Below are 22,037 nucleotides of genomic sequence, written 5' to 3'. Positions count from 1 at the left end.
CCCATGACCGACCGCGAACCCAACCCCGCCGCGAACGCGGACCACCCACGCGAAGCCGCGAGCACCCCTGAGCGCGCCGCCACCACCACAAAAGCTTCCAAATCCACCCGCCCGTCCCGCCGTCGCCTTCTCGGCGCGATCGCCGCCTCCGGAATCGCGGCGGGCGCGGTCGGCGCCGGGGTCGGCGTCGCACTCGGCGCGGAGTCCAACCCACCCAGGCTCGCGCCGATCGCACAGCGCCGCTTCGAGAACAAAGTCGTGCTCATCACCGGCGCGACGTCCGGGATCGGGGCGGCGGCCGCGCGGCTGTTCGCGGCCGAGGGCGCGAAGGTGGCGTTCTGCGGGCGACGGGTCGAGCGCGGGAGAACGGTGGAGCGGGAGATCCGCGAAGCAGGCGGGGAGGCGACGTTCCTGCGCGCGGACGTTCTGGTGGAGAGCGATGTCCGCGATTTCGTCGACACCGCCGTCCAGCGCTACGGCGCGCTCGACGTGGCGTTCAATAACGCGGGCATCACCATTCAGAAGAAACTGCACGAGTACAGCGCCGACGAGTTCGACCGCGTGGTGAACACCAACCTGCGCGGCACCTTTCTCGCGATCAAATACCAAGTGCCGCACATGATCCGGTCCGGCGGCGGCACCATCGTGGTGACCTCGTCCAGCAACGCGCTCGCCACCGACGGCGGGCGCGGCGCCTACACCGCGAGCAAACGCGGGCTGGTGGGCCTGGTCCAGTCGGCGGCCCTCGACTACGCGGCCGACGGCATCCGCGTCAACGCCCTGGTCCCCGGCACCACCGACACCGAACTGGTGCGCCGCGCCGCGGGCATGGAGTCCCTGCCCGACGACGTCTACCAGGTGATGATGAAGCAGTGGGCGGGCTCCAACGTCCCCGGTCTCGGCAGGCTCGCCACGGCCGAGGAGATCGCCGCCTTCGCGCTCACGCTCGCCTCACCGGAACACCCGTATCTCACCGGCGCCCAGTTGGTGATCGACGGCGGCAAGACCGCCCACGCCTGATCAGGCGGCGGCGACCAGGTCGCGGTACTCCTTGTGCTCCACGATGTACTTCTCCACGTACCAGCAGGTCGGGATGACGGCGAAGCCGGCGTCGCGCGAGTCGTTGAGCGCGTACTCGACGACCTTCGCGGCGATCCCCTGCCCGCGGAACTCGGGGAAGGTCATGGTGTGGTGGAATTCGCGCGCCTTGTCACCGCTCTTGCGCAGCGTGCGTTCGTCGTAGTCGGCGTAACCGGCGAGCACGTCGTCGACATAGATCTCGAAGCGCGTGTCGGCCACATTGTGTTCCAACCTGGTGGTCATGGTTCTGGCAACTCCTTCGCGGCCGGAAATGTTTCCCGGGACCGGCATACCCGGGGCGGGATCACAGAATCGCGCCGGGGTTGAGAATCCCCTCGGGATCGAGCGCCGCCTTGATCCGCCTGGTCAGCGCCATCACGTCCGGGCCGACCTGGTCGGGCAGCCAGGCCTTCTTGAGCCTGCCGACGCCGTGCTCGCCGGTGATGGTGCCGCCCAGCGCGATGGCCAGATCCATGATCTCGCCGAAGGCGCGGTGCGCGCGGGCGGTGTTGTCGGGGTCGGTGGGGTCGTGCACGATCAGCGGGTGGGTGTTGCCGTCGCCGGCGTGCGCGATCACCGAGACCAGCACGTCGTTGCGTTCGGCGATGTCGGCGATGCCGGTGACGAGGTCGCCGAGGCGGGGCAGCGGCACCCCCACGTCCTCCAGCAGCAGCGGCCCGATCCGTTCCACGGCCGGGATGGCGAAGCGCCGCGCCGCCGTGAAGGCCTCGCCCTCCTCCGGGTCCTCGGTGTGGAAAACCTCGGTGGCCCCGGCCTTTTCGCACGCGGCGACCATGATCTCGGCCTCGCGTGCCGCGAACTCGCCCGGCGCGTCGGAGCGCGCGACCAGCAGCGCGGCCGCCGCGCGGTCCAGGCCCATGCGCATCTCGTCCTCCACGGCGTTGATGGCGACGGTGTCCATGAACTCGAGCATCGAGGGGCGCAGCGTTCCGGTGATGGCGAGGATGGCCTCGGTGGCGGCGGTCAGCGTCGCGAAACCGGCCACCACCGTGCTCTGGCGCGGTTGGGCGGGCAGCAGGCGCAGGGTGAGTTCGGTGATCACGCCGAGCGTGCCCTCGCTGCCGACGAACAGCTTGGTCAGCGAAAGTCCCGCGGAGTCCTTCAGGCGCGGTCCGCCGAGGCGCACCGGGGTGCCGTCGGCGAGCACGACCTCCATGCCCAGCACGTAGTCGGTGGTCACGCCGTATTTCACGCAGCACAGCCCGCCCGCGTTGGTCGCGGCGTTGCCGCCGATCGAGCACATCTCGAACGACGACGGGTCCGGGGGATACCAGAGCCCGTGCTCGGCGACGGCCCGCTTGACCTCGGCGTTGAGCAGCCCGGGCTGCACGACGGCGGTGCGGGTGACGGGGTCGACGGCGATGGCGCGCATCCGTTCGGTGCTCAGCACGATGCCGCCGTCCACGGCGGTCGCGCCGCCGGACAGGCCGGAGCCCGCGCCGCGCGGCACCACTGGGACGCGATGCGCATGGGCCCAGCGCAGGGTGGCGGCGACGTCGTCGGTGCTGGTGGCGCGCACCACGGCCAGCGGTGTACCCGCGTCGGGATCGCGGGCCCAGTCCTGGCGGTAGCCGGTCAGCAGGTCGGGATCGGTGAGTACGGCGCCCTCGGGCAGCGCGGCGGCGAGTTCAGGCAGGTCCACGCCCGTCAACGCTAGCGTTACCGGCCCGTAGGACGGTGGCGATTGGCGATTCACCCCGCGCGGGACCAGAATCGGCGGGGCAGGGGCTCGCCGCGCGCGGATCGGCCGTTGTCCGGACGGCGGACGGGTGCGGTGCACGGATCGTCGGGGTCCATTGTCCGGGGTCCTGCCTGATTCCCTACGGAGGATGACCGCATGGGGGATGTGACACCGGAGTACCGCGAGCTGGTCGCGGCCACGTTTGCCGGCGACTACGCCGATGGCGCCGTCGATCACGACGCGCTGCGCCGGATCCACGCGGGCGCGTTCGACCCGTGGTTGTCCGTGCTGGACCGCTCGGGCCTGTTCGACGCCCACGCCCTGGCCAACCTCGCCGAGCGCTGGCGCGCCGACCCGCGCGTCCTGATCGACGCCCTGCTGGCCGACGCCGACGACGTGACCCGCCGCCGCTGGCTGAGCGCGTGGAGCGCGCTGAACCAACCGTCGGAGTCGGCGAAGGACTACGCGTAGAAGTTGCGTACCGCGGTCGGACGCCTGCGATCTGGACGCATCAGGTTCCGGATGGCTGTGTTCGATCCGGTCCGGCGGGTCGGTGTGATGCGGCCGCACGGACGCGCCCTGCTCCCCGTTCGCTCACCGCTCACTTGCCCGACACCTGGCGCTGGCACGCTGGCCGCGTGCGCGATCTAACCGCCGCGACGGAGCTCGTCGCCGACCGCTTCACCCGGTGGTGTGAGCGCGTCGTCGCCCGTCTGCCGTGGGGGCTGGACCGGATCGTCGCGCCGACGTTCCTCGGTTTCGCTCTGCTCAACAGCTTCACCTTCGGCGTCGATCTGGTGCTGCTGACCCTGTTTCGCAGCGGGTTCGGCTGGCCGGTGCCGCTCTCGTTCACCGTCGCCTACGTCTGCGCGTTCTCGCTCGCCTTCGTGCTCAACCGCACCTTCAACTTCCACTCGCACGCGCCGGTCGGCCGCCAGGCCGTGGTGTACGCGGTGGTGGTCGCGATCAACTACGCCGCGTTCATCCTCGGCGTCGGCGGCGGTCTCGCCGCCCTCGGCGTGCCCTACCACCTCGCGCGCCTGGTGGCGGGCGGGTGCGAGGCGATCTACATGTACAGCTGTATGCGCTGGGTGGTGTTCCGGAAACGGGCACCGTACCGCGAGCCGGTCGGCGATCGCGCCTGACGCCGAGCCTGGCCGGCCACCGAGGTCCACGCCAGGGACGTTCGACGGCATACGCGTCAAACCTGCTCGCCGCCGGGCACTTTCGCGCGGACGGCCACATGGGTGACCGGCGCGGATGCCGCCGGCGCATCGCGCGCGATCCCGGCTCAGCGCAACAACTCCACCCGATCTCCCTCCACCACGACCACCTCCTCATCGGTGAGCGCCCAGTGCGGCACGCCCGCCGCCCGGTACTCCGCGGCGAGTGCGTTGCCCACCCCGTCGGGGTCGGTGGGGGAACTGATGTGCGGCACGATCCGGTGATCGACCAAACCAAGTCCGTCCCACCGGGGTTCGACACCGCACGCGGGCAGCACCTCCCCCGGATCGTCGGCCGTCTCCAGCCCGTGCAGATCGGGCGTGAGCACGCACGCCCCCGCGCTGTACCCCGCGTAGCAGAGCGCGTCGTCGGCCAGCAGCCGGGCGAACGCGAGATCTGCTCCGCTGCGGGCGAATTGGGCCCGCAGCACGAACGTGTTGCCGCCCCGCACCCACGCCAGCGGAAAGGATGACAGTCTGCGCTCCAATTCCGCACCGCGCCCGACGTATTCGCGCAGATCCAGCACCTCGGGCCGATACCCGAGGCGGCGCAACGGCACCAGGTCGCTGGTCACCGCCGACGACCACGCGGCCGGCCAGGCGTCGCAGGCGTTGGGAATCACCGCCACCCGTCCGCGCCCACCGGCCAGTTCGGCGAGCCGTTCCTCGTGCCCGCCGAACCGGTAGGACGCCAGGAAGAGTCGCACGGCGTCAGATGGTGAAGGCGAGGTTGCGCACCAGTCGCAGACCGAAATCGCCGTCGCCGGTGATCGCGATCCGGTCCAGGTGCTCGTCGGCCGTCGTCCGTCCGCCGCCGAGCCGCACGAAAAGCCCGGAGTCCAGGGTGATCTCGGTGTCGGCGGCGCCGTCGAAGCTGTCCACGTACGACGCGCGCTCGTCCACCGCGATGCGCAACGTGCGAGGCAGCGCGCCAGTCAGCTCGAACGCGATCCGCGAACCCTTCGGCGCCCGACCGCGTTTGACCACCACGCGCGGAATCGACGTGGCGAGTTCCTCGAACGCGAGCGCGGCGCGTGGACCGCCCTCCTCGACATCCGCGCCGAGCGCGTCGGCGATGTCGAGCTCGTGCATCCAGCAGTCGAACAGCCGCACCCGCATGAAACGCCCGTAGGGCACGCGCCCGATCGGTGAGACGGTCGGCACCGCCCACGCCTCGTCGTCGAGGTCGGCCAGTGCGGCCCGGCGCCGCTCGGTGACCTCGGCGAACACGTCGAGCAGCCGCGCGCCGGAGACCGGCCGGAACCGGTCCACCCAGATCTCGTTGAGCACGCCGACTTCGTTGCGCACGTGCGGGAGTTCGCGCGCGTCGCGCTCGGGTGCGAGCGGGTCGCGCGGCGGCGGTTTCTCCCCGAGCAACCACGATTCGGTGCCCACCACGTGCGCGAGCACGTCGAAGACGCTCCAGCCGGGCAGGGCCGTCGGCGTGCGCCAGCGGTCTTCGTCCAGCTCGGCGACCAGTGCGGCGAGCGCGTCCCACTGGCGGGAGAGCAGCCCGGTCAGTTCGGCCCGGTCGGGCGGCTGCTCGGTCACGCGCCGGGCTCCCCGTCGGTGGCCGCGAGCGCGGCGAGCCCGTCGCGGATGGCGAGCGCGGTGCTCTCCGGATCGTGCGGACGGCGCAGCAGCAGGCCCTTGGCGAAGGAGATCTTGTCGCCGTGGCGGCGCGGCACCACGTGCAGGTGCACGTGGCCGACGGTCTGGAACGCCGCCTTGCCGTCGTTGAGCATGAGGTTGGCGCCGTCGGCGCGCAGGGTGCTGCGGCGCACGGCCAGCGCGATCCGGTGCCCGGCCCGGAACAGGTGCGCGCCGAGTTCGGCGTCCAGGTCCTCCAGTTCGGTGGCGTGGCGCTTGGGGATGACGAGGGTGTGCCCGCGCGTGACCGGACGAATGTCCAGGAAAGCGCACAGGGTTTCGTCCTCGAAGACCTTCGTCGCGGGGGCCTCGCCCGCGACGATCCGGCAGAAGACACAGTCGTTCACACCCGCGACCATACGGCGCGCGAGTGATATGGAACACCCGGATCCCCCGCCCGAGCATGATGCACGTCACTCCGTCGCGGCTGGTCGGGCGGCTGACCAGTTCACTGACGTGGCGGTGCGCTACCCGCGCGTAGGTGCGTTCTGGACGCGCTCACCTGGGCCGACGACGATCATCTCGACCGGGTTCGCGAGGGTGACAGCCACGCGCCCGGTCGGCGGCGGGCGGCGGGCTCGGTGCGAATCCGGCATATGGCCGGAAACGGGCTCGGCGGTGTGACCGCCATCTCAACTAGGCTCACCGCAAGCCAGGTACAGTTGCGAGGATTTCAGGCCAACTTACTCGCGAGTAACTTAGCCTGATCGTCCCGTCGGTGGCCCTACAGCCAGCACGAGAAGGAAGTCTGACAAGTGGAGACAACGCAAAACGTCGGCGATTCGTCGCCACGCGGAGCGCGTGTCGGAGTCGTTCGCGAGTCCAACGCGGGCGAGCGGCGTGTCGCATTGGTGCCGAAGATCATCCCGACCCTGACCAAGCAGGGTGTGGAGGTGATCGTGGAAGCCGGTGCCGGACTGGGTGCGCTCATTCCCGACGAAGCTTACGCCGAAGCGGGCGCCACCATCGGTGATCCGTGGTCGGCCGAGGTCGTGGTGAAGGTCGCGCCGCCCAGCGACGCCGAGGTGGCCAAGCTGTCCGAGGGACAGACGCTCATCGGGTTCCTGGCCCCGCGCAACGCCGACAACCAGATCGGCAAGCTGAAGGCCGCCGGTGTGCAGGCGTTCGCCGTCGAGGCGATCCCGCGCATTTCGCGCGCGCAGGTGATGGATGCCTTGTCCTCGCAGGCCAACGTGGCCGGGTACAAGGCCGTACTGCTCGCGGCCGAGGAGTCGACCCGGTTCTTCCCGATGCTCACCACCGCCGCGGGCACCGTGAAGCCGGCGACGGTGCTGGTGCTCGGCGTGGGTGTGGCCGGGTTGCAGGCGCTGGCCACCGCCAAGCGTCTCGGTGGGCGGACCACCGGATACGACGTGCGCCCCGAGGTGGCCGACCAGGTGCGTTCGGTCGGTGCGCAGTGGCTGGACCTGGGGATCGACGCCGCCGGTGAGGGCGGCTACGCCCGCGAGCTCACCGACGAGGAGAAGGCCCAGCAGCAGAAGGCGCTCGAGGAGGCCATCAAGGGCTTCGACGTGGTGATCACCACCGCGCTCGTGCCGGGCCGTCCCGCGCCCCGGCTGGTCACCGCCGCCGCGGTGGAGGGCATGAAGCCGGGCAGCGTGATCGTGGACCTGGCCGGTGAGACCGGCGGCAACTGCGAGCTCACCGAGCCGGGCGAGACCGTGGTCAAGCACGGCGTCACCATCGCCTCGCCGCTGAACCTGCCCGCCACCATGCCCGAGCACGCCAGTGAGCTGTACTCGAAGAACATCGCGGCCCTGCTGGAACTGATGCTCGTCGAGGGCAAGCTCGCCCCCGACTTCGACGACCAGGTGCTCGCGGACTCCTGTGTCACTCGTGAGGTGAACTGATGTATACCGAGCTGCTCGCGAATATCGCGATCCTGGTGCTGTCCGGGTTCGTCGGTTTCGCCGTGATCTCCAAGGTCCCCAACACGCTGCACACGCCGCTGATGTCGGGCACCAACGCCATCCACGGCATCGTCGTGCTGGGCGCGCTGGTCGTGCTCGGCAAGGTGGAGGACCCCTCGATCGGGATCCAGATCATTCTGTTCGTGGCGCTGGTGTTCGGCACCCTGAACGTGGTCGGCGGCTTCCTGGTGACCGACCGGATGCTGGGCATGTTCAAGGGCAAGAAGCCCGCGGTGTCGGAGAAGGCGGGGCAGTAAGCCATGGACAATCTCGTCAACATCCTCTACATCGTCGCGTTCTCGCTGTTCATCTACGGCCTGATGGGCCTGACGGGTCCGAAGACGGCGGTGCGCGGCAACTGGATCGCGGCCGCCGGTATGGGCTTGGCCGTGGTCGCGACCCTGATCTCGGTGCGCGACACCGAGAACTGGATCCTCATCATCGCCGGTCTCGTGGTCGGTGTCGTGCTCGGTGTGCCGCCCGCGATGCGCACCAAGATGACCGAGATGCCGCAGCTGGTCGCCGCGTTCAACGGCGTGGGCGGTGGCACGGTCGCGCTCATCGCGTGGGCCGAATTCCTCGACACCACCGGGTTCTCCGCGTTCAAGCACGGCGAGGAACCGACCGTCCACATCATCATCGGCTCGCTGTTCGCCGCGATCATCGGCTCCATCTCGTTCTGGGGCTCGATCATCGCCTTCGGCAAGCTCCAGGAGATCCTGCCCGGCCGCCCGATCGGCATCGGCAAGCTCCAGCAGCCGCTGAACCTGCTGCTGCTGGTGGGTTCGATCGCCGCGGCCGTGGTGATCGGCATCGGCGCCGCCGACGGTGGCGCGCCCGCGTGGGTGATGGTCGTGCTGCTGGTGCTGGCCGGCATCCTGGGCCTGATGGTCGTGCTGCCCATCGGTGGCGCGGACATGCCCGTGGTGATCTCGCTGCTCAACGCGTTGACCGGTCTGTCGGCCGCCGCGGCGGGCCTGGCGCTGAACAACACCGCGATGATCGTGGCGGGCATGATCGTCGGCGCGTCCGGCACCATCCTGACCAACCTGATGGCCAAGGCCATGAACCGCTCCATCCCGGCCATCGTGGCCGGTGGCTTCGGTGGCGGCGGCACCGCGCCGGGTGCCGGCGGCGGTGAGCAGAAGCAGGCCAAGGCCACCTCCGCGGCCGACGCCGCGATCCAGATGGCCTACGCCAACCAGGTGATCGTGGTCCCCGGATACGGTATGGCCGTCGCCCAGGCCCAGCACGCGGTCAAGGAGATGGCGGCGCTGCTCGAAGCCAAGGGCGTCGAGGTCAAGTACGCCATCCACCCGGTCGCGGGCCGCATGCCCGGTCACATGAACGTGCTGCTGGCCGAGGCCGAGGTCTCCTACGACGCGCTCAAGGAGATGGACGACATCAACGGCGAGTTCTCCCGCACCGATGTCGCCCTGGTCATCGGTGCCAACGACGTCACCAACCCGGCCGCCCGCGAGGACTCCGCCAGCCCGATCTACGGCATGCCGGTCCTCAACGTCGACCAGGCCAAGAACGTGATCGTGCTCAAGCGGTCGATGAACTCCGGCTTCGCCGGCATCGACAACCCGCTGTTCTACGCCGATCACACCTCGATGCTGTTCGGCGACGCGAAGAAGTCGGTCGGCGCGGTCACCGAGGAACTGAAGGCGCTGTAGCTTTCTCGAAGGCAGTAGCGTTACTCGAAGGCACGGCCCTCCACCCGCTGGTGGAGGGCCGTTTCGGCGTTCTGGCCTGGTAATTCGGTGGACGCCGCGGCCACGGTGCGCCGATCATTGGCCAGATGTTGGAACGCAAGGAAGCCCTGCGGTTGATCGGTTCCGAGCCAGGCCCGCCCGATCCCGCCGACGAGCTGCGCTGGACCGTCTCGCTGGATTCGTCGTTCGTGCCGCGCGACGTGCTCGACGTGCTCGCGCTCTCGCCGTTCGTGCGGGGCGAGCAGTCGCGCAACCGGAAGCGGAACCTGGAGCGGGTGCGCGTCGACGCGCCGCTGTGCCCGCCCGGCGCGGTGATCGCGCGCAGTATCGACGACGGGGATTCCCGCTCCATCCTGGCGGTGGGGGAGGGCTGGACGCTGCGGGCCGACCGCTGGGCCGACCGGTCGGCGGTGCTCGAGGTCAACGCCGTCACCGACGAACTGGCCAATGACGTGCTGGACCGGGCGACCGAAGGCGCGGAGGAGCCGCAGGCGCGGTCCGACGGTATCGAGGTGGGGTTCTGGTACTTCCACCCGCAGGGGCCGCGCAGGCGTCCGCAGATGATCGACACCCCGGTCTGGCCGCAGATCCGGGACAACTACGCCGGGGCCGCCAGCGACGCGCTGGACCGGTTGATGGCATTGTCGCCGAAGGATATTCGCGGCCGGTTGCTGCTGCTGCACGGCCCGCCCGGCACCGGGAAGACGACCGCGCTGCGCGCGTTGGCTCGGGCGTGGTCGTCGTGGTGCCAGCTGGATTGCGTGCTGGACCCCGACATGTTGTTCAGTCAGCCCGGTTACCTGATGCGCGCCGCGACCGAGGTGGAGGGCGAGCCGCGCCGCTGGCGGCTGCTGGTGCTGGAGGACTGCGACGAGCTGATCCGCGGTGAAGCGAAATCATCGTCGGGGCAGGGGCTTTCGCGGTTGCTGAATCTCACCGACGGAATTCTGGGCCAGGGGCGCGACATCCTGGTCGCCATCACCACCAACGAGGACCTCTCCCGCTTGCATCCCGCCGTCACGAGGCCGGGCCGCTGCCTGGCGCAGCTGGAGATCGGCCGCCTGAACCCGGCCGAATCCGCCCGCTGGCTCGGCGGGGACCACCCCGCCGTGTCGGGCGACGGTGCCACGTTGGCCGAGCTGATAGCGCTGAGAGATGGGACTGATCCCATTGACTCCGTCGCTGAGACGCCCGACGCGGGGATGTACTTGTAGGGCGCGGCCCGCCCTCATCACGCTGTCGCCGAGGTTCTGCGCCGACCGCAACCGATGCGTGCCGCATATTTCGCGAGAAGCTCGCGCCAGACCGATCGAAGTCGAGTGTTCGGGGATGACGGCCGTCGGCGTGCGTCACGGTGGGCTGCGGCGGCTGTGCCGCAGGCGTGTGGCCGGAATGATCACTTCCCGTGTCGCGGTGAACGTGGGTCGGCCGGGCCATAGGCGGATGCTCCGGGTGAACTGGTCGGCGCGGGAGCGGGTGGCGTGGCGGCACTCGGTCGGGAAATACCTCACGATCCGCTGTGCGCACGGCGGACGCGCCGGACTCAGTGGACGTCGTCGGATACCCCTGCGTCCGTGACCTTTTCGGTCCGCGTCAACGCCTGCGCGGGTGCGACCACGTGGGCCTTCCACCCGGACAGCGCGATCGCGATCATCGGGACTCCGAAGGCGGCGGTGAGCGGAATCAGTTCCGTGAGCCAGCCGATGATCGCGGGCCCCGCCAGCAGGCCGAGGTAGCCGATCGCGAAGACCCGCGCCATATCCGTTGCCGCGGTGGATGTTCCGAGGTTGCCCGCGGCGGTGAAGATCTGCGGGACCATGCCCGAGAGGCCCAGCCCGCACAGCGCCCACCCGAGCAGGCTCAGCGGCACCCAGGTCGACAGCATGATGACGGCGAGCCCGAGGGCCGAGAACAGCGCCCCGTATCGGACGACCGCGACGGGGCCGAACCGCGCGCTCACCCGGTCGGCGGCGAAGCGGCCCACCGTCATCGTCACCGAGAACGCGCCGAACGCCAGGGCGGCGGTGGCGGCGCCCACCCCCAGATGCTCGCCCATCTGCAAGGTGCTCCAGTCGGCGGCCACGCCCTCGGTGAGCAGCGCGGCGAACGCGATCATGGCCAGCGCCAGCACCTTTCGCCTGCGCGCCGAGTCGGTGGCGGCGACCTCGTCGGGGTGCGGTTCGGCGACGTTGTCCGGCTCGGTCTTGGCCGTCGCGCGGGTGTCGGCGAGCAGGCGTGGCACACTCGCGGCCACCGCGCACAGGCACAGCGCGGACGCGGCGATGAGGGTCACGCGCACGTCCCAGCCCGCGCGCAGCGTGGCCGCGCCCACCAGGGAACCGACCAGCCCGCCGCAGGAGAACAGCGCGTGGAACGCCGACATGATGGGCCGCCGGTAGGCCCGCTCGACGTGCACCGCCTGCGCGTTCATCGACACGTCCAGCGCGCCGTTGCCGAATCCGAAGCCCGCCAACGCCAATGCCAGCCACACGGGTCCGGTGGCGAAGCCGGGCCCGAGCACGGCCAGCGACGCGGTGACGGCGGCCGCGCCCACCAGGCGTCTGCTGCCGAACCGGTCGGCCAGTGGCCCGGCCAGCCGCATTCCCACGATGCCCGCCCCCGCCATCACGAGGATGAACATGCCCAGGGTGGAATGCGACACCCCCGTCCGATCGGTGATGACCGGGATGTGGACCACCCACATGGCCAGCAGGAAGCCGTTCAACCCGAACACGGTGAACACGGCCGCCCGCGCCACTCGAACCCGTCGCTCGATCGAAGTAACCGGCACCGTTTCGACGGTACCGGGATGAATCGTGAGGCGCCGCGAACGGCAGGCCCCCCGAAATGATGGGCAGCCTGGCTGTCGCGGGTTCGAGTCGAGACGAATCGAAAACGAATCGCCCGCCGACATGCGCGCGCGTCTACCCTGGACACGTGGACGCCCTAGCCAGTCTGCTCGAAGGTCCCCGTGCCCGGGGCGCGTTCCTGATGTGTTCGCTGCTCGATCCGCCCTGGTCGCTGCGCATCCAGGACGAAGCCCCGCTCACGGTGCTGTCCATGGTCCGCGGCTCGGCCTGGGTCTTCCCCGATCCGCCCGCGAACCCCCGTGCGGCCCAAGCGGACTCGGCACCGTGCCGGCTGGAGGCCGGGGATGTCGCCATCTTTCGCGGCCCGCACCCGTACACCGTCGCCGACGATCCCGCGACGGCGCCGCAGATCGTCATCCATCCCGGGCAGGTCACCACGACGCCCGACGGTGAGATCCTGTGCGAGACCTTGAGTCTCGGCGTCCGCCAGTGGGGCACCGATCCCGACGGCGCGACCGTTATGGTCACCGGAACCTACGAGTCGGCGGGGGCGGCCAGCCAGCGATTGCTGCGCGCCCTGCCGCCGGTCGCGGTCTTGCGCCGCGGCGACTTCGACGGCCGGATGGTCGACGTGCTCGCCGACGAGGCCACCAAGGATCTGCCCGCCCAGGGCGCCGTGCTGGACCGGCTGCTCGATCTGGTGCTCATCACCGCGCTGCGCGCCTGGTTCGCCCGCGCCGACGCGCCCGCCTGGTACCACGCCTACGGCGATCCGCTGGTGGGCAAGGCCCTGCGCCTGCTCCAGCACAATCCGGCCCACCCGTGGACGGTGGCGAGCCTGGCCGAGGCGGTCGGCGTGTCCCGCGCCGCGCTCGCGCGCCGGTTCACCGAGCTGGTGGGCGAGCCGCCGATGGCCTTCCTCACCGAATGGCGGCTCGCGCTGGCCGCCGACCTGCTCCAGGAGTCCGACGCCACCGTCGAGGCGATCGCGCGCCAGGTGGGCTACGGGTCGGCGTTCGCGCTGAGCACCGCGTTCAAACGGCACTTCGGGGTGAGCCCGCGCGACCACCGGCAGGGCGGCGCGCCCGCCGAGCTGTCCTCGACCGGGTGAGGCTATCGTCGGCCGGGTGACGCAGCAGCAGTATCCCGTGCTCTGGCCGATGCCGACCCGCTGGGCCGACAACGACCACTACGGCCATGTCAATAACGTGACCTACTACTCGTACTTCGACACGGCCGTGAACGCGTGGCTGATGAGCGCCACCGGCACCGATATCCGGGAACTGCCCGCGCTCGGCGTCGTCGCCCAGACCTCCTGCCAGTACCTCGGCTCGATCAGCTTCCCCGACGAGCTGCGCGTCGGCCTGCGCATCAGCCGCCTCGGCCGCTCCAGCATCACCTACGACCTGGCCATCTTCCGCGTCGCGGGCGACGACCTCGATCTCGCCGCCACCGGCGTCTTCGTGCACGTCTACGTCGACCACGAAACCCGCAAGCCGGTCGAGATCCCCGCCGTCATCCGCGAGGCCGCCGCCGCACTCGTGGTGGACTGACGCGCCGCGTTTCGGCGCAAAGTCTCGCGGCGCGCGGCGCGCGCCAGCACACTGGTGCCATGACTGCCATGACGACCGGGCATCGGCGGGCGGCGGTCTGTATCGGCGTGGACCGGGTCGGCGGGCTCGATCCCCTGACGGCCGCGGCCTCGGGGGCGGCGGCGATGGCGGCGTGGGCTCGCGCGCAAGGCTGTACGGTCGCCCCGCACACCGACCTCGAGGGGCCGGTGCATCGGCGCGAGGTGCTCGCCACCATCAAAGCCCTTGTCGACGAGCGGATCTACGACCAGCTGATCGTCTATTTCGCCGGGCACGGGCTGCTCTCCGCGCCCGGGGTCGAACCGACCGATTGGCAAGCTTTTTCGACTACGCCGGCGCGCTGTCGGCCTCGTCGGACTACAGCTGGTACCGGGACGTGACTCCGGCCTACATCGCGGTGCGGAGCGCGGCGGTCGCGCACGTCACGGTCGTAGGGTGGGAACTCGCCGACCAGCGGGGCGACGGTGCCGACGGGACTGTGCTCGCGCTCATTCCGGCTCACCCGGACGCGGGAGCGCGACGCGCCACCGATGGTGTACTCCAATTCGGCGACGGCACAGCGACATTGGTCAGCGTGGTACCGGCCGGTCGACGGCCGTGGTGGTGGATCGGGGCCGCGTCGTGGCGATGGACTATGGCGCCGCTGTTGTGCCGCGTCCGGCGGCATTGGGCAGCGCCCCACCCGGTTCCGAGCCGCCTGTCGATCCCGCAGTGCTTTTCGCGGCCAGACGCGCGGGCCTGGTGGACCGCGCCGAACCGGGCCTGCCCGACGACGTCGCGGCGCGCGGCCCCGTGACGGGCTGCCGAATTACGGTGCCGCCCAACGCGCCATCCTCGCCGACGTCGTGGCCGCGGCGGGCGTCACCGAGGAACAGATCGTTGCGGAGTTGGACGCCGTGGGCAGTCGCGATCCGCAGAACTGGGGCTGGGTGCTGGCGGCGCGGGTGCTGTCGCGGATTCCCGGTCTGGACGCCCGCGTGATCGACACCTGGCTGCGCGACGTGTCGCTCTACGTCACCGACGAGGCCGTGCGGCGGGCGGTGCACCAGGTCGTCGAGGCGGAACTCGGAGACGAGCCGTTCGTCGCGGTGGGGCATTCGCTCGGGTCCGTGGTGGCCTACAACGTGCTGCGCTCGGCGCACCGCCGCGGGCCCTGCCGCGGGCTGATCACCCTGGGCTCGCCGCGGGGTATCCCGTCCATTCGCGGCAGGTTGACCGCGCCGGTGAACTATCCGCACCGGCTGGCCGCCTGGTTGAACGCGTTCGACCAAGCCGATATCGTCGCGCTGCGTCCGCTCGATACCGAGTTCTTCCCCACCGACCCCCTGATCGAAAACCACGGGGGCGTCGCGAATTTCACGGACAACCGGCACGGGATCGAGGGCTATCTGGCCGACGGCGTGGTCGCGAAGCGGATCGCCGACCTGCTGCGAGCGTGATCCGCCGCCGGACGCGCGGCGCGGAATTCGGGTGCACCGGGAACAGGATCGAGGGCTCTCCGCCGATCGCGCCGTGACGAGCCGAATCGCGGGACTGCTGGGCTCGTGACGGGCGCGGCCCGGAAACTCGATTGTCGAACCCGCGTGCCGGGGGCCACCATGGGGTGATGGGCATCGTGGCGAGCACCGAATTGCCGCAGCGGATCGACGTGGGCGATCTGCTCGTCCGCCGGTGGGCGGACCCGGGCGATCTGCTGCCCCGGCTCGAGGCGGTCAACGCATCCTTCGATCTCCTCCATCCGTGGATGGAATGGCTCGCCGAGCCCGCGACAGTGGAGAGCCAGCGCGCGTTCGGCGAAGCCGCGGCGCTGAGCTGGCCCGCCGCCGACGGCAGCTGCAACTACGGCATCTTCGACGCCGGGGGCGCGGTGGTGCTGGGCGGGATCGGCGTGCACGCCCGCAGCACGGCGCAGGTGCGGGAGATCGGTTACTGGTGCCACGCCGCGCACACCGGGCGCGGCATCATCACCCGCTGCGCCGCCGCGCTGACCGACCTCGCGCTCGCGCTGCCCGGCGTCGAGCAGGTCGAAATCCGTTGTGACGAGGCGAATGTGCGCAGTGCGGCCATTCCGCGGCGGCTCGGGTACCGCTTGGCGCGCACCGAGCCGCGCGCGATCGAGGCGCCCGCCGAGTCGGGGATCACGCAGGTGTGGGTGCGGGAGCGCTGACCGGGCGGCTCACCCGCGCAGCGCGTCCTGGAAGCGGCGCATCCCCGCGAGCCAGCGGTCGTAGTCCGAGCCCTTGAACCGGTACATGTCGAGCACTTCGGGGTGCGGCAGGATCAGGAACCGTTCGTCGGCGACGCCGTCGACGATGTCCTCGGCCACGCGCTCCGGGGTGAGCACCGCACCCGCCGTCGTCACGGCCTTGATCGCGAGGGCGGCGGCTTCCGCGTCGTCCGGAATCAGGTCGCCGCTCAGGAGTTTCGTGTCCACGCCCATCGGGCACACGCAGCTGACCCGAATGCCCTTGTCGCCGTAGGTGACCGAGAGCCACTCCGCGAAACCCACGGCGGCGTGCTTGGTCACCGAGTACGGCGCGGAACCGATCTGAGTGAGCAGCCCGGCGGCCGACGCGGTCGTCACGAAGTACCCGGCGCCCCGCTCCACCCAGCCAGGCACCAGCAGTCGGGCCGCGCGCACGTGGGCCAGCACGTTCACCTCGAGCGCCGCCGACCACTGCTCGTCGGTGCTCTCCAGTCCGGGACCGCCCCCGATTCCCGCGTTCGCGAAATACAGGTCCACGGGCCCGAATTCGGCCTCGGCGCGTTCGATCAACGCCAGGATCACCTGCTCGTCGGCCACATCGCCGCCCACCGCGACGGCGTTCGCCCCGATCCCGCCGGCCACCTCGGCGGCGGCGTCCGCGTTCAGGTCCGCCACCACGACCCGCGCCCCGCCGTCGACCAGCCGTCGCGCCAGCGCCGCCCCGATGCCGGCCCCCGCCCCCGTGACGATCGCGACCTTGCCCGAAGTCTCCATGCCCCGACAGTAGTAGGACCGCGCTCCGGTCCGGGCGGCCCCGCGCGTCAGTTCGAGCCGGCGAGGCGGTCGAGGAGCGGCGCGGTGCGCGGGCCGACGAGTTCGCGCATGACCAGCGCCATATTGGTGCGCTCCACGCCGGGGATCTTCAGGATCTGGCCCGCGATGCGGTAGAGGTCGTCGGCGTCCCTGGCGACCACGCGGACGGTGAGGTCGGTCAGGCCGGTCATACCGCAGACCTCGGTGACCTCCGGGACCTCGGCGAGTTCGTCGACCACCGAGTCGAGGCGGTGCTGGTCGACGACCACCGCCACGAAGGCCGCCAGCGGGTAGCCGAGCGCGCGCGGGCGCACCCGCTGTTCGAAGCTGCCGAGCACGCCGCTGGACTCCCAGCGCGACAGGCGCGCCTGCACGGTGTTGCGGGAGAGTCCGAGGCGATTGGCCAGCTCCACGCCGGTCGCGCGCGGGTTGGCGACCAGTTCGAGCAACAGGCGGGCGTCGGTGGCGTCCAATGTCGCCTCGGCGGGGTCTTTACTGGGCATACAACGCAGTATGGCACCACACGGGCGGTCGGATTTGAGCATTCTGCCCATCCGCCCGGAGGCCACTTGCGCAGTCCGCTTTCGCGTGGATGCTGTGAGGTAGGACACATGCACCCGGTGGAGGAGGCGATCCACGATGGCCGAGAAGCCCGCGTACCCGGTGCAGCTGGTGCAGCCCGACGGCCGCCGCGTCCTGGACCGCGAACACGCCGCGCTGGTTGCCGACATCGGCCCCGACCGGCTGCGCGGCCTCTACGAGGACCTGGTCGTCACCCGCCGCATCGACACCGAGGCAACCGCCCTGCAACGCCAGGGCCAGCTCGGGCTGTGGCCGCCGATGCTCGGCCAGGAAGCCGCCCAGGTGGGGTCGGCGCGCGCCCTCCACCCCGACGACTACGTGTTCTGCAGCTATCGCGAGACCGCGGTGGCGTACTGCCGCGGTGTCGCGCCGCGCGATCTCACCCGGCTGTGGCGCGGGGTCGCGCATCACTGCTGGGACCCGGACGCGGTCAACATGACCAACCCGAACATCGTGGTCGGCGCGCAGGGCCTGCACGCCACGGGCTACGCCTACGCCGCCCACCTCGACGGCGCGGAGATCGCCACCGTCGCCTACTTCGGCGACGGCGCGAGCAGCCAGGGCGATATGGCCGAGGCGATGGTGTTCGCCGCGAGCTGGAGCGCGCCGGTCGTGTTCTTCTGCCAGAACAACCACTGGGCCATCAGCGCGCCGGTCCGCGTGCAGAGCGCCACGCCGATCGTGCGCCGCGCCTACGGCTACGGCATGCCCGGCGTCCAGGTCGACGGCAACGACGTGCTCGCGGTGCTCGCCGTCACCCGGCAGGCCGTGGCGCGCGCCCGCGCCGGCGGCGGCCCGTCGCTCATCGAGGCCCTCACCTACCGCATGGGCCCGCACACCACCGCCGACGACCCCACCCGCTACCGCTCGGCCGCCGAGACCGAGGAGTGGAAGCGCCGCGATCCGATCGACCGCGTACGCCGCCTGCTGGAGCGGGAAGACCTGTGGGACAGCGCTTTCGAGAGCGCGGTGCGCGAGCGCGCCGACGCCGTGGCGCACGAACTGCGCACCGCCACGGTCGAGATGCCCGACCCCGCGCCGTCGGCGCTGTTCGACCACGTCTACGCCACCCCGCACGCGCCGCTCACCGAGCAGCGCCGGGAATACGCGGAGTACCTCACCGGCGACCCCGGGGAGGTACCCGCGCGAGGAGAAGGAGTCCGGTCGTGATCACCACGTTCGCCCATGCCCTCAACGCGGGTCTGCGCCGCGCGCTGGAGGACGATCCGAAGGTCGTCCTGATGGGCGAGGACATCGGCAGACTCGGCGGTGTCTTCCGCGTCACCGACACCCTTCAGAAGGATTTCGGCGACAACCGGGTGGTCGACACGCCGCTGGCCGAATCCGGCATCGTGGGAACGGCTTTCGGCATGGCGCTGCGCGGCTATCGGCCCGTGTGCGAGATCCAGTTCGACGGGTTCGTGTATCCCGCGTTCGACCAGATCGTCTCCCAGGTGGCCAAGATCCACTACCGCACGGGCGGCAAGGTGACCGCGCCGCTGACCATCCGCATCCCGTTCGGCGGCGGAATCGGTTCCGTGGAGCACCATTCCGAGTCGCCCGAGGTGTACTTCGCGCACACCGCCGGACTGCGCGTGGTGTCGCCGAGTTCGCCCGCCGACGCGTATCACATGGTGCGGCAGGCGATCTCGCTGGACGATCCGGTGATCTTCTTCGAGCCCAAGCGCCGCTACTGGGACAAGGCGGAGGTCGATTTCGACGCCGAGCCCGACCTGCCGCTGGACCGGGCGCGCGTCTGCGTCCCGGGTACCGACGCCACGCTCGTCGCCTACGGCGGCACGGTCGCGACGGCTGTGGCCTCGGCGAAAATCGCTGCCGAGGAGGGACATTCGATCGAGGTGATAGATCTGCGCAGCCTCTCGCCGATCGACTTCGAGACCGTCGAAGCGTCGGTCGCCAAGACCGGCAGGCTCGTCGTGGTGCACGAGGCGCCGGTGTTCGCCGGGCTCGGCGCGGAGATCGCGGCGCGCGTCACCGAGCGCTGCTTCTATCAGCTGGAGGCGCCGGTGCTGCGCGTCGGCGGGTTCGACATCCCCTACCCCCCGGCTAAGCTCGAGAAGCACCATCTGCCCGATCCCGATCGCGTCCTCGCCGCGGTCGATCGAACGCTCGCCGCCTGACGGCCCGATCCGAGAGGTGTGCACGTGGACGACGACGCTCACGTCCTGGAGTTCCGGCTACCGGATCTGGGGGAGGGGCTCGCCGACGCCGAACTCGTGTCGTGGTCGGTCGGCGTGGGCGACACCGTCGAGCTGAATCAGACCATCGCGGAAGTGGAGACGGCCAAGGCGGTGGTCGCGCTGCCGTCGCCGTTCGCCGGGCGGGTCGAGGAACTGCTGGTGGAGCCGGGGCAGACCGTGCCAGTGGGGGAGCCGCTGATTCGCGTGCGCGTGGCGGCCGCGCCGGAGAGCGACGGGCGCACGGCGGTGCTGGTCGGCTATGGGCCCGAGGAGGAGACGGTGTCGCGACGGCGTGCGGCGCCGGTGCAGCCTCGCAGCGAGGGAGCGCGCGCCGCCGCCACACCGGCCGCGCGGAAACTGGCCAAGGAACTCGGCATCGACCTGTGGTTCGTGGCCGGCTCCGGACCGGACGGCGCGGTGACGGTCGAGGACGTGCGGGGCGCGGTGCCGGTGTCACCGCCCGGCACCCCGGCCAAGGTGAGCGGAAATGCCGTCGTGGAGACCTCCGTCGCGGAGAACCGGGGCGCCGGGGTGATCCGGCCCGCCGCGCGCGAGGAGCGCACGCCGATCACCGGTGTCCGCAAGCGCACCGCCGCCGCGATGACCGCCAGTGCCAGGCAGATTCCGCAGGCGAGCGCGTTCGTCACCGTCGATGTGACGGCCTCGATGGAGTTGCTCGACCACCTGCGCAGTACCGCGTCCTTCGCTGAGCTGACGCTCACTCCGCTGGCACTGGTGGCGAAGGCGACCTTGGCCGCGATCGCGGAATACCCTGGTGTGAACGCCTTCTGGGACGAGGCCGCGCAGGAGATCGTCACCAGGCACTACGTGAACCTGGGGATCGCCGTCGCCACCGATCGCGGCCTGTTGGTGCCGAATCTCAAAGAGGCGCAGTCGCTTTCACTGCGCGAACTCTGCCGGGAGATCGGCTGGCTCGCCGAGACCGCGCGTTCCGGGAAGGCGACGCCCGTCGACCTGCGCGGCGGGACGTTCACGCTCACCAACGTCGGGGTGTTCGGCGTGGATGTGGGTGTGCCGCTGGTCAATCCGGGGGAGTCGGCGATCCTGTGCCTCGGCGCGATCCGGCGGCGGCCCTGGGTCGTGCGCGACGAGCTCGCCGTGCGGTGGGTCACCACGCTCGGCCTCAGCTTCGACCATCGGCTCATCGACGGCGAACTCGCCGCCCGCTTCCTGGCGACGGTCGGGGAGTTGCTGGAGGACCCGCTCACCCTGCTCGGTCGCGCGTGAGCACCCGGCGGACCGCCAGCCCCGCGACCAGCGCCCAGAACGCCGCGCCGATGCCGAGGAACGCCACTCCGGAGGCGGCGATCAGGAACGTGACGATGCCCGCCTCGCGATGCCGTTCGGCCGACAGCGCACCGGCGAGCGCGGACGCCAGCACGCCGAGCAGGGCCAGGCCCGCGACGGTTTCGACGGTGCCCTCCGGCGCCGCCGCCACCAGCGTGACCAGTGCGGCCGATCCGAGCCCCAGCACCAGGTAGGTCGCGCCCGCCGTGCAGGCGGCCACCCAGCGGCGGCGCGGATCGGGATGGGCCGAGGGCCCGGCCGCGAGGGCGGCGCTGATGGCGGCCAGGTTGATGGCGTGCCCACCGGCCGGCGCGCCCGCGAGGGTGCCCAGACCGGTGACGGTCATCGCCGCGCGCCACGGCACCGCGTAGCCGAACGAGCGCATCACCGCCGCGCCCGGGATGTTCTGCGAGGCCATGGTGACGATGTAGAGCGGGACGGCGATGCCGATCATCGCCTGCCAACTCCAGTGCGGCGCGGCGATGTCCACCGTCGGGGCCATCGCGGCGAGGTCGAGGTCGTGGTGGCCGGCCGCGATGCCGACGCCCGCGCCGACGGTCGCCACGGCGAACGCCCCGATCACCGCCCACGTCGGCGCGAACCGCCGCAGGACCAGCCACACGAGGATCACCGGGATCACCACGGCGGGGCTCACCGGCAGCGCACGGACCGGCGCCAGGCACATCGGCAGCAGCACCCCGGCCAGCATTGCCTGCGCGATCTCCACCGGAATGGCCGCGATCAGGTCGCCCAGCCGCCGCCACAGACCGGTCAGCACGAACAGCGCGCCGGTCAACGCGAACGCGCCGAGCGCGGCCTGCCACCCGCCCGCCACCGCGCCGGTCCCCGCCAGCAGCGCCGCGCCCGGCGTAGACCACGCCAGCGTGATCGGCATCCGGTACCGCACGCTCAGCACCACGATGCCGACGCCTTGTGTGACGCAGAGCGCGAGCAAGCCGGACGCGGCCTGCGCGGGCGTCGCGCCCACCGCGCTGAGCCCGGCCAGCACCACCGCGAACGAACTGGCGAACCCGACGAGCGCCGTCACGGCCCCCGCCCCGATCGCCTGCGCGAGCCCGGCGCGCTCCTCCTCCGGCGCGCGCGTCGGCGACGAAACTTCGGTCATTGCCGCATCCTGCCGCCGTGGGGGAGCGCTGTCGCCTGCCAGTGCGCCGAAACTGGACCGAATGGGGGAGTGGGTATGCGGCGGAGTGCCCGCGC

24 protein-coding genes are annotated in these 22,037 nt (G+C 71.0%); 15 read left to right on the top strand and 9 right to left on the bottom strand.

Features of this window, described 5'->3' with window-relative positions; translation table 11 throughout:
- Positions 1 to 3 precede the first annotated feature (3 nt).
- A complete protein-coding gene (locus OHB21_RS02040; protein ID WP_084537789.1) occupies positions 4 to 1,020 on the top strand; it encodes an SDR family NAD(P)-dependent oxidoreductase in 1,017 nt (338 codons plus the stop codon).
- Here OHB21_RS02040 and OHB21_RS02035 read toward each other — a convergent pair whose 3' ends face one another.
- Together OHB21_RS02035 and OHB21_RS02030 are read right to left on the bottom strand one after the other, a co-directional pair.
- A complete protein-coding gene (locus OHB21_RS02035; RefSeq protein ID WP_067510524.1) occupies positions 1,021 to 1,323 on the bottom strand; it encodes a GNAT family N-acetyltransferase in 303 nt (100 codons plus the stop codon).
- 61 nt (positions 1,324 to 1,384) lie between these two features.
- On the bottom strand, positions 1,385 to 2,743 hold the full coding sequence (locus OHB21_RS02030; protein WP_067510523.1) for an FAD-binding oxidoreductase: 1,359 nt from the start codon (positions 2,741 to 2,743) through the stop codon (positions 1,385 to 1,387).
- Between the two features lie 195 nt (positions 2,744 to 2,938).
- Here OHB21_RS02030 and OHB21_RS02025 point away from each other — a divergent pair, with 195 nt between their 5' ends.
- Both OHB21_RS02025 and OHB21_RS02020 read left to right on the top strand, forming a co-directional pair.
- Positions 2,939 to 3,253, top strand: a complete 315-nt coding sequence (locus tag OHB21_RS02025; RefSeq protein ID WP_195125453.1) for a hypothetical protein — start codon at positions 2,939 to 2,941, stop codon at positions 3,251 to 3,253.
- A 167-nt stretch (positions 3,254 to 3,420) separates the two neighbouring features.
- The gene (locus OHB21_RS02020; RefSeq protein WP_195125452.1) at positions 3,421 to 3,927 is read left to right on the top strand and encodes a GtrA family protein; all 507 of its coding nucleotides are present in this window, start codon (positions 3,421 to 3,423) and stop codon (positions 3,925 to 3,927) included.
- 146 nt (positions 3,928 to 4,073) lie between these two features.
- Here OHB21_RS02020 and OHB21_RS02015 read toward each other — a convergent pair whose 3' ends face one another.
- From OHB21_RS02015 to OHB21_RS02005, 3 genes are read right to left on the bottom strand one after another with little or no spacing between them, the layout of a single operon-like run.
- A complete protein-coding gene (locus tag OHB21_RS02015) occupies positions 4,074 to 4,712 on the bottom strand; it encodes a Type 1 glutamine amidotransferase-like domain-containing protein (RefSeq protein WP_195125451.1) in 639 nt (212 codons plus the stop codon).
- 4 nt (positions 4,713 to 4,716) lie between these two features.
- Positions 4,717 to 5,556: a maleylpyruvate isomerase family mycothiol-dependent enzyme gene (locus OHB21_RS02010; RefSeq protein ID WP_084537788.1), complete on the bottom strand. Its 840-nt coding sequence runs from the start codon at positions 5,554 to 5,556 to the stop codon at positions 4,717 to 4,719.
- Positions 5,553 to 6,002, bottom strand: a complete 450-nt coding sequence (locus tag OHB21_RS02005) for an HIT family protein (RefSeq protein ID WP_195125450.1) — start codon at positions 6,000 to 6,002, stop codon at positions 5,553 to 5,555. The genes OHB21_RS02010 and OHB21_RS02005 overlap by 4 nt, the downstream gene beginning before the upstream one ends.
- A 408-nt stretch (positions 6,003 to 6,410) precedes the next feature.
- On the opposite strand from OHB21_RS02005, the gene OHB21_RS02000 reads away from it, so the two are divergent.
- The 4 genes from OHB21_RS02000 to OHB21_RS01985 all read left to right on the top strand — a co-directional run bounded on the left by OHB21_RS02000 (position 6,411) and on the right by OHB21_RS01985 (position 10,518).
- Positions 6,411 to 7,526, top strand: a complete 1,116-nt coding sequence (locus OHB21_RS02000; RefSeq protein ID WP_067510514.1) for a Re/Si-specific NAD(P)(+) transhydrogenase subunit alpha — start codon at positions 6,411 to 6,413, stop codon at positions 7,524 to 7,526.
- Positions 7,526 to 7,843, top strand: coding sequence for an NAD(P) transhydrogenase subunit alpha (locus OHB21_RS01995; protein WP_195125449.1), 318 nt, complete (start codon positions 7,526 to 7,528; stop codon positions 7,841 to 7,843). The genes OHB21_RS02000 and OHB21_RS01995 overlap by 1 nt, the downstream gene beginning before the upstream one ends.
- 3 nt (positions 7,844 to 7,846) lie before the next feature.
- A complete protein-coding gene (locus tag OHB21_RS01990) occupies positions 7,847 to 9,265 on the top strand; it encodes an NAD(P)(+) transhydrogenase (Re/Si-specific) subunit beta (RefSeq protein ID WP_067510510.1) in 1,419 nt (472 codons plus the stop codon).
- Positions 9,266 to 9,390: 125 nt separating this feature from the next.
- Positions 9,391 to 10,518, top strand: a complete 1,128-nt coding sequence (locus tag OHB21_RS01985) for a DUF5925 domain-containing protein (protein WP_084537787.1) — start codon at positions 9,391 to 9,393, stop codon at positions 10,516 to 10,518.
- A 329-nt stretch (positions 10,519 to 10,847) separates the two neighbouring features.
- Here the strand turns inward: OHB21_RS01985 and OHB21_RS01980 are convergent, their stop codons facing one another.
- Complete coding sequence (locus tag OHB21_RS01980; protein ID WP_232331782.1) at positions 10,848 to 12,095, bottom strand: MFS transporter; 1,248 nt, start codon at positions 12,093 to 12,095, stop codon at positions 10,848 to 10,850.
- A gap of 146 nt (positions 12,096 to 12,241) precedes the next feature.
- On the opposite strand from OHB21_RS01980, the gene OHB21_RS01975 reads away from it, so the two are divergent.
- The 5 genes from OHB21_RS01975 to OHB21_RS01955 all read left to right on the top strand — a co-directional run bounded on the left by OHB21_RS01975 (position 12,242) and on the right by OHB21_RS01955 (position 15,873).
- A complete protein-coding gene (locus OHB21_RS01975; RefSeq protein WP_067510509.1) occupies positions 12,242 to 13,225 on the top strand; it encodes an AraC family transcriptional regulator in 984 nt (327 codons plus the stop codon).
- A 49-nt stretch (positions 13,226 to 13,274) separates the two neighbouring features.
- Entirely contained in the window at positions 13,275 to 13,667 is a 393-nt protein-coding gene (locus tag OHB21_RS01970) for an acyl-CoA thioesterase (protein ID WP_067510627.1), read from the top strand.
- 59 nt (positions 13,668 to 13,726) lie between these two features.
- Positions 13,727 to 14,086, top strand: a complete 360-nt coding sequence (locus OHB21_RS01965) for a caspase family protein (RefSeq protein ID WP_195125448.1) — start codon at positions 13,727 to 13,729, stop codon at positions 14,084 to 14,086.
- A gap of 465 nt (positions 14,087 to 14,551) precedes the next feature.
- Positions 14,552 to 15,145 (top strand): alpha/beta fold hydrolase, encoded by a 594-nt coding sequence (locus OHB21_RS01960; protein ID WP_195125447.1) that lies wholly within the window; start codon positions 14,552 to 14,554, stop codon positions 15,143 to 15,145.
- A gap of 167 nt (positions 15,146 to 15,312) precedes the next feature.
- Positions 15,313 to 15,873, top strand: a complete 561-nt coding sequence (locus OHB21_RS01955) for a GNAT family N-acetyltransferase (RefSeq protein ID WP_067510504.1) — start codon at positions 15,313 to 15,315, stop codon at positions 15,871 to 15,873.
- A gap of 9 nt (positions 15,874 to 15,882) precedes the next feature.
- Here the strand turns inward: OHB21_RS01955 and OHB21_RS01950 are convergent, their stop codons facing one another.
- A complete protein-coding gene (locus tag OHB21_RS01950) occupies positions 15,883 to 16,686 on the bottom strand; it encodes an SDR family oxidoreductase (RefSeq protein ID WP_067510502.1) in 804 nt (267 codons plus the stop codon).
- A 47-nt stretch (positions 16,687 to 16,733) separates the two neighbouring features.
- Positions 16,734 to 17,228, bottom strand: coding sequence for an Lrp/AsnC family transcriptional regulator (locus OHB21_RS01945; RefSeq protein WP_067510500.1), 495 nt, complete (start codon positions 17,226 to 17,228; stop codon positions 16,734 to 16,736).
- A gap of 136 nt (positions 17,229 to 17,364) precedes the next feature.
- On the opposite strand from OHB21_RS01945, the gene pdhA reads away from it, so the two are divergent.
- From pdhA to OHB21_RS01930, 3 genes are read left to right on the top strand one after another with little or no spacing between them, the layout of a single operon-like run.
- Complete coding sequence (pdhA, locus tag OHB21_RS01940) at positions 17,365 to 18,477, top strand: pyruvate dehydrogenase (acetyl-transferring) E1 component subunit alpha (protein WP_195125446.1); 1,113 nt, start codon at positions 17,365 to 17,367, stop codon at positions 18,475 to 18,477.
- Positions 18,474 to 19,448, top strand: a complete 975-nt coding sequence (locus OHB21_RS01935) for an alpha-ketoacid dehydrogenase subunit beta (RefSeq protein ID WP_067510496.1) — start codon at positions 18,474 to 18,476, stop codon at positions 19,446 to 19,448. The genes pdhA and OHB21_RS01935 overlap by 4 nt, the downstream gene beginning before the upstream one ends.
- 24 nt (positions 19,449 to 19,472) lie before the next feature.
- A complete protein-coding gene (locus tag OHB21_RS01930) occupies positions 19,473 to 20,756 on the top strand; it encodes a dihydrolipoamide acetyltransferase family protein (RefSeq protein ID WP_067510625.1) in 1,284 nt (427 codons plus the stop codon).
- Here the strand turns inward: OHB21_RS01930 and OHB21_RS01925 are convergent.
- Positions 20,734 to 21,942, bottom strand: coding sequence for a benzoate/H(+) symporter BenE family transporter (locus OHB21_RS01925; protein WP_067510495.1), 1,209 nt, complete (start codon positions 21,940 to 21,942; stop codon positions 20,734 to 20,736). The genes OHB21_RS01930 and OHB21_RS01925 overlap by 23 nt on opposite strands.
- Positions 21,943 to 22,037: the final 95 nt, after the last annotated feature.

It is taken from the genome of Nocardia puris, from assembly GCF_036051655.1.
In the GTDB taxonomy this organism is placed as follows: Bacteria; Actinomycetota; Actinomycetes; order Mycobacteriales; family Mycobacteriaceae; genus Nocardia; species Nocardia puris.
The sequence above is the reverse complement of the archived record's forward strand: the minus strand, read 5'-3'. Positions and strand labels throughout refer to the sequence as shown.